We start from the raw sequence: 11,947 nt of genomic DNA, 5'->3' as shown, positions 1-11,947 counted from the left end.
CATAAAAAAAATAAGGAACCTAAGTGTTCCTTATTTTTTTGACATAGAACTAATATTAAACATTGTTTTAACTCTGGCTTAGTTACGGTATAACTCAAAAGCCATTCTCTTAAAAGCTCCATTTCGTATGGCAACAATGTTTTTAAAGCTTTTTCTAACTCTTTACAGAACAAAGCTGGATCAAAACTTACCCTCTCTAAAATTGATTTGGTATAGTCATACATTATTTTCGACATAGTGCAATTTATTTTTTTGTTTGGGACACTGTAAATTTATAATAAAAATAAAAATGTTTCACTATTATTTAACTTAGTTTTTAGTTTTCAAACCAAAACTAAGGGTTGAAAGCCTGTAAAAAAAATTACTTTTTAAATGCTCTAAACATTTCTCGTTTACCTGGTGGCCCAGCTAATTTTTCTACTGTAAAACCTACTTCTATCATACTACGTTTGACCACGCCTCTTGCCGCATAAGTAACTAAAACGCCATCTTTTTTAAGAGCTTTATACATTTTTTCGAAAATTTCTGTACTCCACAAATCAGGTTGTACTCTATACCCAAAAGCGTCAAAATAAATTAAATCAAAGGCGTCAACATCCTCTATTTGCTCAAAAAACTGTTTCCTTTTTGTGATTTCAAAATGAGGAGTAATGATGTTTTTTTCATCCCAATTACTGGTGTGTAAAACCTCAAAAACTGCAGCATGTTGCTCTGCATCTAGTTCAGCTACATAGTTCATTGCCAAAACTTCATGTGCAGAAACAGGGTAAGCTTCAACTCCTACATAGTTAATGGTTTGATTTCTTTTTATTGACTCTAAATAAGTAATAAAGGCATTAAGCCCCGTTCCAAAACCAATTTCTAAAATAGACACTTTTGAATTAGGAAAAAGTGCCAATCCGTTTTTAATAAAAACATGTTCTGCCTCTTGAATAGCACCGTGTTTAGAGTGATAACATTCATTCCATTCAGGTAAATGAATAGTTGTTGAGCCATCTAGGGTTTCAATTATTTCTCTTTTCAAAATAGTTTTTTGTAATTATAAATTAATTTATTAAGCAGATAGGAATCAAAAATAGTGAAAATCAAAAGTTTTAAATAACATCTCTAGATTTATTTTATGAAACACTTTAAAAATTAAACATCTTACGTCTAATTTTTTAAATAACAAACAAAATACACATTTAAACCATAATTAAATGAAATGATTAAAAGTATTCATTGTTTTTTATTTAATTTTGCACGCATTAAACAAAAAGCAATACTTAATTTTTATGAATTGTTTATTTGTTTAAACAAAAAATAAACAAACAGTACACTATTATGGGTAATACTCCAACTACCAAGATTGAAACTATAAAAGCCGCTACATCTAAAATACAGGATGTTGATTTTGAAAACTTAAGCTTTGGTTCTGTATTTACAGATCATTTATTTGAATGTGATTTCAAAAACGGTGAATGGCAAAATCCTACTATCAAACCATACGCTCCTTTTTTGATTGACCCATCAACAAGGGTTTTTCATTACGGACAGGCAATTTTTGAAGGTATGAAAGCCTATAAAGATACAAATGATGATATTTGGCTTTTTAGACCTGATGAAAACTACAATCGTTTTAATAAATCTGCGGTACGTATGGCAATGCCTGAAGTTCCTGAAGATATTTTTATGTCAGGACTTCACCAATTACTACAAATAGACGAAGCCTGGATCAAAAAAGGGAACGGAAACTCGATGTACATAAGACCCTTTATGATTGCTACAGGTACAGGAGTAATAGCAAATCCATCAAACGAATATAAATTCATGATAATCTTATCCCCAGTTACCTCTTATTATGCTGGAGATGTTAAGGTTCTTATTGCTGAACACTACAGTAGGGCTGCAAATGGTGGAATTGGGGCTGCAAAAGCTGCTGGTAATTATGCTGCACAATTTTACCCAACTACTTTAGCAAACCAAGAAGGTTTTCAACAAGTTATTTGGACAGACGATGCTACCCACACTAAGCTAGAAGAAGCGGGAACTATGAACGTGTTTTTTAGAATCAACGATACCTTATTCACAGCTCCTGTGAGTGAACGTATTCTTGATGGTGTAACTAGAAAAACACTTATTGACTTAGCAAAAAGCGAAGGCATGAATGTTGAAGTTCGTTCTGTACTAGTATCAGAATTAGTTGAAGCAGCAAAAAACGGTACTCTAAAAGAAATATTTGGTGCTGGAACAGCAGCTGTAATTAGTCCTATTTCAGGATTTTCATTCCAAGATGTTTATTATGATCTCCCTAAAGTGGATCATTCAATGGCAATTCAACTGAAAGAAAAATTAACAAATATCCAAAATAAACTTGACGAAGATACTTTTGGCTGGACTGTTAAAATATAATTTTAATCCAATAAAAAAAAGTGATTTTCTCTCGGAAATCACTTTTTTTTATTTTTATTTCAGTAGGTTTGAGAAATCAGGTTTAAAATAATGAGGTCCTTTCAAAACTTTACCATCTTCACGATAAATAGGCGTTCCGTCAGTATTTAATTTGCTCATGTTGCTAAGCTGGATGGCTTCAAATACGGCTTCCATTTTGTCTTGTAATCCATGTGCAATAATCGTTCCACATAATATATACATCATATCACCAAGCGCATCGGCTATTTCAACCAAATCATTGTTTTTGACCGCTTCTAGGTACTCTTCATTTTCTTCTTTCATTAAATTGTAACGGAGCATGTGCTTAATTTCTCCCAAATTAGCTACTGGAGTCTCATGAAATCCTAACTTAAAAGCTGAATGAAATTGTTTTACTGCATCAAATTGTTTTCTCATGTTGATTTTTTTTAAATGAGACAGCAAAATAGCAACTATTTCTAAACTATTGATTAATTTTACAAAAAATTATAAAACATGTTCAGTCAAGGTCAAATCATTTTTGGAATCTTATTTTTTATCGCTTTTGTAATAGCCGCAGTATACTCCTATAGAAAAGACATTCAAATTCATAAAACATTTTATAAGGGCAATTATAAAATTCTACTAGGATTTATTGGTTTTATTGCTATTCTTTTTTTGATAAAAGTTTTTTTTAAAAGGTAGTTTATACCTGATTATTAGTCCACTTCTTGTGGGCTTTTTTATTTGCTTTTATATCCGTACAAGCGGTAAATAAAACAATCACAAAAAACTACAACAATACTATTCAATCATTTACAATTTTACAATACAGGATTTCAAAAACAATTTATAAAAATTTGAGCTTTGAAAAACTTTTAAATAAAATCTATAACTTTACAAAATCAAGAAACCAACCCGTTATGCGAATTTTAAAATATATTTTCCTTTTACTTTTACTAAGCCTTGTGGCGTTGACTATATTTATTGCCACCCAAAAAGGAGATTTCACTGTGGAAAGAAGTCATATTATTAAAGCGCCTAAGAATACTGTGTACCAATTTGTTAATGATTTAAGAAACTGGGAAGATTTTGCAACTTGGATAACAGAGGATCCTACTACGAAACTTTCATTTTCAGAAAAATCAATAGGCAACGGAGCTACAATGACTTGGGATAACCAAACAAATTCGGGATCAATTGCAACACTTTTATCACAAGAAAACGATAGTATTTCACAAAAAATGGATTTTGATGGAAGTGAATCATCAGTAGTACTCCGTTTTAAAGACACTTTAAATGGGACTAAAGTAACTTGGAAATCTCAAGGAAAAATGAGCTTTACCATGAAAGTGATGGCTGCAATGCAAGGCGGTATCGACAAAATAATGGGTCGCGTTTACGAAAAAAGTTTAGAAAAACTCGAAAAAACATTGGTTTTTGAAACCAATACTTTCAATATAAAGGTTATTGGCTTAACAAATAAATCAGGAACAAATTACCTTAAGCAAACCTTTACCAGCAAGCTAACTAGCGTGTATAAAAATGCATTAATAGTATTTAATTCTATAACTACTTTTTGTACCAATAATGGCGTTGAAACAAATGGAAAACCATTTTTATTGTTTCACAATTACAATGCAACAACAGGATTAGCACAAATTTCTTTTTGTATTCCTACTAAAAACCGAATTTTGACTAGCTCAGGTAGTGATATTTTATCAGGTACATTAGAGCCATTTGAAGCCATAAAAACAAATCTAACAGGCGATTATACTCACATAAGCAAGGCTATTCAACAATCAAATGAATACATTGTTAAAAATAAGGTTATCGTAAGTCCAAATTTTAGTCATTTAGAAATTTTTAAAATCAATAAATCAGAGGTTAAAAATGCATCAAAATGGGAAACTGAAATTTACGTACCGCTTCCGCCAAAAGTAATTTCTGTTGCAGTTCCCGTAAAAACTTCAACTGCTACAGCAACTTCACCTATTAGCAAACCAGAACCTCCTGTAATAGAGGATAAAGAGGAAACTGAATTTTAAAAAATACTCCTTAGTATTAAACCTTATTATTCAAAAACTATCTTATATTAAAAAACATATTTTGCAGGAAGAACAGGAATTTATAAACCAATTATTAAACCCCAAAACGCAAAATCAAGCGTTTCAGAGGTTGTTATTGGAATATCAAAAACCCTTGTACAACCACATCCGATCCATTCTTTTAAATCATGATGACACTGATGATGTTTTGCAAAACTGTTTTATAAAAATATTTCAACATCTTAAAGGTTTTAAAGGAGATAGTAAACTTTTTTCATGGATGTACCGCATAGCAACAAATGAAGCCTTGACTTTCTTAAAACAAAAAGCACGAGCCAATAACATTTCATCAGAAGCTTTGCAGAATAAAACACTGGATAATCTTGAAGCTGATGTCTTTTTTGATGGAGATGAAATGCAATTGAAACTACAACGCGCCATAGCAGTATTACCCGAAAAACAACAGTTGGTTTTTAAAATGAAATATTTTCAAGAATTAAAATACGAAGAAATATCTGAAATTTTAGGCACAACAGTAGGCGGATTGAAAGCATCATACCATCTTGCAGTAAAAAAAATAGAAGCATTTGTTTCCTCAACTTAAACCTTTTAGCAATACATTGGTCTAAACACTATTATGAAGACATTTAAATTAGATAACGAACCTAAAATAGAACCTGGATTTAAAGTTCCAGATCATTATTTTGACACTTTTTCTGCAAGAATGATGCAAGAATTAGAGCAAAATCAAACTCCAGTAATTTCTATTTTTAAACAAAAGAGAACCTTTATAATATCGGCAGTAGCAGCAGTATTAGTACTAGCGTTAATGATTCCATTGTTGGTAAAACAACAAAACAATAGAACTTATGAGCTTGAAACAGCAGCATTAGAAAATTACATAACCTATCAATCAAATGTAAATCAATACGACTTGATAAATGGATTGAACTATGAAGAAATTGAAAACATGAAATCTCCAATAGCGCTTGAAGACGAAACTATTGAAGAACATTTTTCAACGAACGCTAATTTAGAAAATTTAATTTTAGAATAATTTAAAGATTTAAATAAAACACGATGAACAATTACAAAATAATACTCCTTGCTTTATTATTTGTTTCTTTTAATTTTTATGCTCAAGGCGAAAGTATGAAAGAAAAAAGAGAGCAAATAAAAGTTTTGAAAGCTGCTTTTTTCACCACAGAAATAGGTTTTACAACAGCAGAAGCCGAAAAATTTTGGCCAGTTTATAATACTTATGATGACAAACAATTTGAATTAAGGCATCAAAAAATGAAGTCTTATGTAAAAAGAATGAGTGATGGCTCACTGGATAAAATTACCGAGAAAGAAGCCAAACTTTTTTTAGCTCAAATTGAGGGTACAGAAGAGGAATTATTTTTAGTACGCAAACGTTTTTTACAAAACCTACGTACTTTTTTACCTGCTGTTAAAATTGTAAAACTAAAAAAAGCTGAAGAAGATTTCAATAAAAAGCTACTCCAACAATACCGCAATAACGGACAAAAAAATTAATTTCCTTTTTTATTAATTCAAGAACTACCCTCAGTGTTTAGCATACTGAGGGTAGTTTTTCTTTTAATTAAATTGTAAACGAATCATTTTGTTTTGACCAGCAGCAATAGCAGTAGTTGCATTAATAAAACGAATGGTATTCAGTTTTGAATCTGTTGCTAATTGCTTCCAAGAAAATCCACCATCCCCAGAATAAAATATTCCAGAGTAACCCACCGTAACAATACCTTTCCCTTTACTATTAGGCACATATTGCACACAAGATGCATACCCAAAAGCAGTATTCTCAGCTACTAATTTCCAAGTTTTTCCTCCATTTAAAGTTACAGCTTTATTTGAAAAATTTTGATTTCTATTTTCATAATCACCACCAGTAATAAACCCTATTTTTTCATCATAAAAATCAGCAGTAAATATTCCTGTCATACTTTTACCTTGTACAATAGGCGTTTCATAAACAGACCAAGACTTTCCTTTATTTGGCGAATAAAAAACTCTTGACTTAACTCCCCCAGAAACAATCCAAGTTGAAGAACCTTTTACTACAATATTTGTGTTGCTTGCCGCAAAAGCAGCTTCTCCTGAACTGGTTTTAGGCATTAGTGTATCAGGAACTTTTTTCCATGAAACTCCGCCATCACGAGTAATAATAACATTTAAAACTGTAGAAACGGGGTCTCCCATGGCTATACCTTCTTTATTATTCCAAAATTGCATACTATCAAAAAAAACCTTTTCATGATTTTCTTGATAGACCAATTTAGTAGATAAATCTTTTTTTGAAATTTGATATAACAAAGCAGGATTTGATACACTTAAAACATATACAAAATCCCGAGTTTGCGCATTACTCCTAAATTCTAGTTGCAATGTATCTTTTATGATTTTATTTTCTGTCTTTTTATTTGAAACCAAGTCAAAATACCCAAACCGATTTTTATCAGCTGCATACCAAATTTTAGTACCATCAACCACTAAAGATCGAATGCTAATTTTATCCTCAAATAAGGTATCAATACTTACATTCTTAAAAACGGAGCTTTCCATCCCCGTTTTATTAACATCAACTTGACTTTTACAAGAAACGGTAAAAAGTACCCATAGAATAAAGGAAAAACGACAATTCATACACTAATAATTTTAGGCTAATATACAATTATAAAACATCAGTTATTCACAAAAAAAATACTGGCACAGTAATTGGAAACAAATTTAGTGTGAAACTAAATCCAATACCTATGAAAACTAAACTACTACTATTCAGCGTAATGACTACCCTATTAGTCACTACAACGCAGGCACAAGATAGAACCTCTGTGAGTGCTATGAATTCAGAAATAAGTGATAATCTAGATCTAAGAGCAATTGCCTCCATTTTTGGTGATTCCAGAGATCTTGATGATTTTGAAAAAAGATTAAATGACCCGAAAGCGCAAATATCTAATCTAGATTTAAATAATGACAATCAAGTTGATTATTTGAGAGTTGTAGAATCAGTAGAAAGCAACACACACCTAATTGTTGTTCAGGCTGTACTAGAAAGAGATGTATACCAAGATGTAGCTACAATTGATCTAGAAAGAGACCGAAATAATAATGTTCAAGTACAAGTTATTGGTGATGTGTTTATGTATGGCGATAATTATATTTATGAGCCTGTTTACTATACTACTCCTGTGATTTATGCCTCTTTTTGGAGACCTTCATACCGTGCTTATACCTCAAGATGGAACTGGGGATACTACCCATCGTACTACTATACCTGGAATCCTTTCCCTGTGTTTAGATATAGAAATAATATCTCTATCTGTTTAAATAGTTACAATAGTTACAACTATGTAAACTTTAGACGAAGTAATAGAGCAGTTGTACTTTACAATTCAAGACGCAGCAACGGTTATGAAAGATTATATCCTGATTATGCTTTTTCAAGACGTAATGTTGCAGTATCAAACCGATATGAACTAGAACAAAGAAGAACAAGCTCTAGAGTTGAAACCAGTGCTGGAAGACGCACTTCAGATGGCAATAACCGATCTACTACAGATAACACAAGAGGAAGTCGTACAGCGCAAACCTCTAATTCTGGCAAATATGAATCGCAAGGCAGAACTCGTTCAGAAAATGCTACTAACTCAAATAGAACAGCTACAAGAACTGAAAATAACAGATACAGTACAAGAACTAATGGAGAGACAACCACTGCTAACGGACGATCTGATAGAAGCTACTCGCAAAATAGAGGTACAACAACTACCGAAAGAGAATCGCAAAGAAGTGAATCCCCTCGTGCTAATAGCTCAAGCAGATCAAATTCTGAAAACAGTTTACCTTCAAGAAGAGAAAGTACACCTAGAGATTATTCGCAAAACAGATCAAGTTCAGCACCACAAGCTGCGCCACAAAGACAAGAATCAAGTTCTAGAGGCAATTCTGGAAGAGGTTCTGAAACAAGAAGTAATAGCAATCAAAGAGGAAGTTCTGAAAGATCAGAAAACAGAAGATCTTAATTAAAATTTAAAAATAACAGAAAAACACGACATTAATAGTCGTGTTTTTTTTTAGACAAAAAGCTTCTAATATATTTTAAAAGTGTAAATTTGAAACGTTTTTAAAAAAAATTTCATGAACGCTTCACACAAAGACCTCCATACTAAATGGACATTAGGCGGATTATTAATTTCATTAGGAATCATTTACGGAGATATAGGTACCTCGCCTTTGTATGTGATGAAAGCCATCCTTGGCACTCATTTAATAGTGTCAGATATCGTTTTAGGAGGTATCTCCTGTGTTTTTTGGACACTTACACTACAAACAACCATTAAATATGTGATTATCACACTTAGTGCAGACAATCATGGCGAAGGAGGAATATTTGCATTGTACGCACTAGTCAAAAAAACTAAAATTCAATGGTTAATTGTTCCTGCAATAATTGGAGGTAGCGCTTTACTTGCAGACGGTATCATTACACCTCCCATATCGGTTTCCTCAGCCGTTGAGGGTATAAGAACGTATTATCCTGAAATTAATACTATTCCAATAGTTATTAGCATTTTATTCATTTTGTTCATGATACAACAATTTGGAACAAAATTAGTTGGGAAATTCTTTGCTCCCATGATGCTCATTTGGTTTGCAATGCTAGCGATCCTTGGTGTCTCACAGATTACTCAAAATACCGAAGTATTAAAAGCAGTCAACCCATACTATGCCTATCATTTGTTATCCATTCACCCTGAAGGATTTTTTGTACTTGGTTTTGTTTTCTTATGTACTACTGGTGCGGAAGCATTATACTCTGATATGGGACACTGTGGTCGCAAAAACATAAGAATCAGTTGGGTATTTGTAAAACTAGCATTGGTACTAAACTATTTTGGACAAGCCGCATACCTTTTAAAACACGAAGGCGAAACATTACAAAGTATTGGTGGAAAAAATGGAAATCCGTTTTACTTAATCATGCCTGATTGGTTTCAACCAATAGGAATTGTAATAGCTACACTTGCTGCTGTTATTGCCTCTCAAGCTTTGATTAGTGGTTCGTTTACCTTAATAAATGAAGCTATGAGGCTTAACTTTTGGCCAAAAGTTAAAATCAAATATCCTACAGAATTAAAGGGACAATTGTACATTCCGTCAATCAACTGGTTGTTGTTTATAGGATGCGTTGGTATTGTATTGCATTTTGAAGAGTCTAGCAACATGGAGCATGCTTACGGACTAGCTATTATTCTATGTATGATCATGACCACCATTCTATTGAATTACTACTTGATTATGAAAAGGGTAAAATTATATTTTATAGTTCCCTTAATCACCATTTATTTAGTAATCGAATTCAGTTTTTTAGCTGCTAATATTACAAAATTTGCCGAAGGGGGTTATGTAACACTTTTTATCGCTATAGCATTAATATCAGTAATGACAATTTGGTATTTAGCTAAGAAAATTAATAAAAGTTACACCAAACTGGTTAAAATTGAAGATTACAAGAAAGTACTTGTTGAATTAAGTGCCGATTTATCAATCCCAAAATATGCAACACATTTAGTTTACATGACTAACGCTGGACGAGTTGATGAAATAGAGGAAAAAGTAATGTATTCTATCTTACAAAAAAGACCTAAAAGAGCTGACATATATTGGTTTGTTCATGTTAATATTCTTACAGAACCTTACAAAACCGAATATAAAGTTACCGAAATTGTAAAAGACGATTTATACCGTGTTGACTTTAACCTTGGTTTTAGAGAACCTACTAAAATCAATCTCATGTTCCGAGAAGTTATCAGAGACATGGTTAAGAAGGGCGAAGTAGATATCACAAGTAGGTACGAATCTCTAAACAAAAACAATATTATAGGAGATTTTAAATTCGTATTATCCGAAAAATTCCTTTCAAACGATAGTGATTTAAGATGGCATGAAAAATTAATAATGAATTCATACTTTTTTATTAAAAAACTTAGCCTTTCTGAGGAGCGCGCTTTTGGTTTAGACAGTAGTTCTGTTAAAATTGAAAAATTTCCAATGGTACTTCATGCACCAGAAAACATAGGGCTCACGCGAGTAAAATAAATTAAGAATCCTTAAAAAAAGCATTGTAGCAATACAGTGCTTTTTTTATGAAAATTTTTTAAACAACATTCAGTACTAAAATTTAACATTCAAATCAATTAATAGTACCTTTGCACCTCAATTATTTAAAATGAGATTACACAGAAATTTAGTTTACACAACAATAGATGCTTTAAACGCTATTTTTAATGAAGGCGAATATGCAGATAAAGTAGTAGCACGATCCTTAAAAAAAGACAAACGTTGGGGAAGTTCAGACAGGAAGTTTGTAGCCGAAACCATTTATGAAATTGTGCGTTGGAAACGATTATACTCTGAAATAGCAGAGGTTAAAGAGCCGTACGATAGAGATAATTTATGGAGAATGTTTTCTGTATGGGCCGTTTTAAGAGGCTACCCGATTCCTGATTGGCGCCAGCTTGAAGGCACTCCTGAACGAAAAATAAAAGGTCGTTTTGATGAACTGTCAAAAGTAAGAGCTCTGAAAGAATCTATACCTGATTGGATGGATGAGCTAGGTGTAAGTGAACTTGGAGAAAAAGTTTGGTCAAAAGAAATCACTGCTCAAAACCAACCTGCGAAAGTTATCCTTAGAGTAAACACCTTAAAAACAACCCGTGAAGCTTTGCGTGCTATTTTAATGGATTTAAACATTGAAACAGATACGCTTAAAGATCAACCAGATGCACTTGTTTTAAAAGAAAGAGCCAATGTGTTTTTGACAGATGCTTTTAAACAAGGTTTTTTTGAGGTACAAGATGCAAATTCTCAACTAGTTGCAGCATTTTTGGATGTAAAACCAGGAATGAGAGTAGTTGATACCTGTGCAGGTGCTGGTGGAAAAACACTTCACATTGCCTCTTTGATGGAAAATAAAGGACAATTAATTGCAATGGATTTATATGAAAGTAAATTAAAGCAATTAAAAATTAGAGCCAAAAGAGATGGTGCTTTTAATATTGAGTACCGCATTATCGACTCTACTAAAATTATAAAAAAATTACACGAGAGAGCTGATAGAGTTTTGATTGATGCTCCATGTAGCGGTTTAGGGGTTTTAAAAAGAAATCCTGATGCTAAATGGAAATTGAAACCAGAGTTCATTGATAACATTCGTAAAGTACAATCTGAAGTTTTAGAAAGTTATTCTAAAATTGTAAAACCAGGAGGGAAATTAGTTTATGCAACTTGCTCTATTTTACCATCTGAAAACCAAGATCAAGTGAAACGTTTTTTAACTACCGAAATTGGAAAACAATTTACTTTCGTTAAAGATCATAAAATCCTAGCATCAGAGTCAGGGTTTGATGGCTTTTACATGGCGCTTCTAGAACGTAAAGAATAATATTAAAAGCTTATAGCACAAAAAAAACTCCAATTTC

At 32.2% G+C, this 11,947-nt stretch carries 12 protein-coding genes; 8 read left to right on the top strand and 4 right to left on the bottom strand.

Features of this window, described 5'->3' with window-relative positions; all coding sequences use genetic code 11:
* The coding region (locus AC061E_RS11025) for a hypothetical protein (protein WP_478286298.1) at positions 1 to 236 on the bottom strand (236 nt) is incomplete at its 3' end.
* Between the two features lie 125 nt (positions 237 to 361).
* A complete protein-coding gene (gene mnmC2, locus AC061E_RS11020; RefSeq protein ID WP_478286297.1) occupies positions 362 to 1,024 on the bottom strand; it encodes a tRNA (5-methylaminomethyl-2-thiouridine)(34)-methyltransferase MnmC2 in 663 nt (220 codons plus the stop codon).
* 299 nt (positions 1,025 to 1,323) lie between these two features.
* Between mnmC2 and AC061E_RS11015 the strand changes: the two genes are divergently transcribed.
* Entirely contained in the window at positions 1,324 to 2,391 is a 1,068-nt protein-coding gene (locus tag AC061E_RS11015) for a branched-chain amino acid aminotransferase (RefSeq protein WP_478286296.1), read from the top strand.
* Positions 2,392 to 2,445: 54 nt separating this feature from the next.
* On the opposite strand, the gene AC061E_RS11010 is transcribed toward AC061E_RS11015, so the two are convergent.
* The gene (locus AC061E_RS11010; protein WP_478286295.1) at positions 2,446 to 2,829 is read right to left on the bottom strand and encodes a pyrophosphohydrolase domain-containing protein; all 384 of its coding nucleotides are present in this window, start codon (positions 2,827 to 2,829) and stop codon (positions 2,446 to 2,448) included.
* A 485-nt stretch (positions 2,830 to 3,314) separates the two neighbouring features.
* Here AC061E_RS11010 and AC061E_RS11005 point away from each other — a divergent pair, with 485 nt between their 5' ends.
* The 4 genes from AC061E_RS11005 to AC061E_RS10990 all read left to right on the top strand — a co-directional run bounded on the left by AC061E_RS11005 (position 3,315) and on the right by AC061E_RS10990 (position 5,978).
* The gene (locus AC061E_RS11005; RefSeq protein ID WP_478286294.1) at positions 3,315 to 4,439 is read left to right on the top strand and encodes an SRPBCC family protein; all 1,125 of its coding nucleotides are present in this window, start codon (positions 3,315 to 3,317) and stop codon (positions 4,437 to 4,439) included.
* 61 nt (positions 4,440 to 4,500) lie between these two features.
* The gene (locus AC061E_RS11000; protein ID WP_478286293.1) at positions 4,501 to 5,043 is read left to right on the top strand and encodes an RNA polymerase sigma factor; all 543 of its coding nucleotides are present in this window, start codon (positions 4,501 to 4,503) and stop codon (positions 5,041 to 5,043) included.
* Between the two features lie 33 nt (positions 5,044 to 5,076).
* Positions 5,077 to 5,496, top strand: coding sequence for a hypothetical protein (locus AC061E_RS10995; RefSeq protein WP_478286292.1), 420 nt, complete (start codon positions 5,077 to 5,079; stop codon positions 5,494 to 5,496).
* A gap of 23 nt (positions 5,497 to 5,519) precedes the next feature.
* The gene (locus AC061E_RS10990) at positions 5,520 to 5,978 is read left to right on the top strand and encodes a sensor of ECF-type sigma factor (RefSeq protein WP_478286291.1); all 459 of its coding nucleotides are present in this window, start codon (positions 5,520 to 5,522) and stop codon (positions 5,976 to 5,978) included.
* A gap of 63 nt (positions 5,979 to 6,041) precedes the next feature.
* On the opposite strand, the gene AC061E_RS10985 is transcribed toward AC061E_RS10990, so the two are convergent.
* Positions 6,042 to 7,106, bottom strand: a complete 1,065-nt coding sequence (locus tag AC061E_RS10985) for a sialidase family protein (protein ID WP_478286290.1) — start codon at positions 7,104 to 7,106, stop codon at positions 6,042 to 6,044.
* Positions 7,107 to 7,216: 110 nt separating this feature from the next.
* Here AC061E_RS10985 and AC061E_RS10980 point away from each other — a divergent pair, with 110 nt between their 5' ends.
* From AC061E_RS10980 to AC061E_RS10970, 3 genes are all read left to right on the top strand, one after another.
* Positions 7,217 to 8,488, top strand: a complete 1,272-nt coding sequence (locus AC061E_RS10980) for a hypothetical protein (RefSeq protein ID WP_478286289.1) — start codon at positions 7,217 to 7,219, stop codon at positions 8,486 to 8,488.
* A gap of 115 nt (positions 8,489 to 8,603) precedes the next feature.
* Complete coding sequence (locus tag AC061E_RS10975; RefSeq protein ID WP_478286288.1) at positions 8,604 to 10,565, top strand: KUP/HAK/KT family potassium transporter; 1,962 nt, start codon at positions 8,604 to 8,606, stop codon at positions 10,563 to 10,565.
* 130 nt (positions 10,566 to 10,695) lie between these two features.
* A complete protein-coding gene (locus tag AC061E_RS10970; RefSeq protein ID WP_478286287.1) occupies positions 10,696 to 11,910 on the top strand; it encodes an RsmB/NOP family class I SAM-dependent RNA methyltransferase in 1,215 nt (404 codons plus the stop codon).
* Positions 11,911 to 11,947 lie beyond the last annotated feature (37 nt).

Source organism: Flavobacterium sp. GNP011 (assembly GCF_056428925.1).
This window is presented reverse-complemented; position numbering and strand designations above follow the sequence as displayed.